Origin of the sequence: Pseudomonas sp. OTU5201, from assembly GCF_038440135.1 — a bacterium.
GTDB lineage: Bacteria > Pseudomonadota > Gammaproteobacteria > Pseudomonadales > Pseudomonadaceae > Metapseudomonas > Metapseudomonas resinovorans.
The window spans coordinates 1-1,252 of the sequence record NZ_JASATC010000092.1 but is presented as its reverse complement, the minus strand read 5'-3'; the positions used below and the strand labels follow the sequence as shown (position 1 = coordinate 1,252).

1 protein-coding gene is annotated in these 1,252 nt (G+C 61.1%); it reads right to left on the bottom strand.

Going from position 1 to position 1,252, the window contains the following annotated elements; translation table 11 throughout:
• Window positions 1-30: 30 nt before the first annotated feature.
• Window positions 31-1,187, bottom strand: a protein-coding gene (locus tag AAHM40_RS26985; RefSeq protein WP_446731631.1) for an IS3 family transposase whose coding sequence is annotated in 2 segments (ribosomal slippage) — window positions 31-924 and window positions 927-1,187 — 1,155 coding nt in all. Because the reading frame shifts where the segments join, the coding sequence is not laid out codon by codon here.
• Window positions 1,188-1,252: the final 65 nt, after the last annotated feature.

Sequence of the window (1,252 nt, the reverse complement as noted above, 5' to 3'; positions counted from 1 at the left end):
TGGTCTGTCCCGGAGCTGGTGGACAGGTAGTTAAGAGCTACTGCTCGTATTTCTCCGCTCAAACTCCATCGGACTGAGATAGCCCAGCGTCGAGTGGCGACGGCGGTGATTGTAAAAGCGGATGTAGTCGAACAGGTCGGTTTTCGCCTCCTGGTAGCTGGCATAGCGCGTCAGGTATACCCGCTCGGCCTTCAGCGAACGGAAGAAGCTCTCCATCGCGGCGTTGTCCCAGCAGTTCCCCGGACGTGAATGGCTGGGCACGATGCGATGTCGCCGCAGCAAGGCCTGGTAGTCGTACGCGCAGTATTGGCTGCCACGATCCGAGTGCAACAGTACCTCCGTTTGTGGCTGTCGGCGTGCAACGGCCATCTCCAGCGCAGCATGCACCAGAGCTTGATGCATGCGGTGGTGCATCGCCCAGCCGACGACGGCGCGTGAATAGAGATCGAGCACGACGGCCAGATACAACCAGCCTTGAGCCGTCCTCACGTAGGTCATGTCCGAGACCCAGTGCCGATTGGCGCGATCCGAGGCGAACTGGCGATCCAGGTGATTCGGGGCAATCGGCAGAGCGTGACGACTGCTGGAAACCAGCCGCCAGCGCTTGCGCGAACGAACACGCAGGCCGGCTTCGCGCATCAGACGAGCGACCCGGTGCCGACCACACGCATGCCCCATGGCCGCCAACTCGGCCTTGATGCGGCGATGGCCATAGATTCCATTCACCTCGTGGTGGATGGTGCGGATCTCCTTGCTCAGACGCCGATTCGCCATCTCTCTCGCCGAAGGAGGCCGCTGCTGCCAGGCATAGAAACCGCTGCGTGATACCCGCAGCAGCCGGCACATCGGCGCTACGGGATAGCGACCGGCCAACGCCTCGATGGCGCGGAACTTCACTTCGTGGGCTGCGAGAAGATGGCGAGCGCCTTTTTTAAAACATCGCGCTCCATGGTGACCTGAGCCAGTTGCTGGCGTAGCCGACGAAGCTCCGCACTCTCACCGCGCTGCTTGCCATTGCCCGGAAAGGCATCGTCACCTTGCTGTTCGTACTGGCGCTTCCATTTGCCCAGCAGGCTTTCAGCGATGCCCAGCGTCTCGGCTACATGACGAAGCGGCGTGCCGGCAAGCACCTGGTCTACCGCTTCGCGTTTGAAGGATTCGGGAAAACGTCGTCTGGTTTGGGTCATGAACACTCCTTGCGGTGGACATTATCCACCTTAAGTCAGTGTCCACTCAGCCCGGGACAGACCAG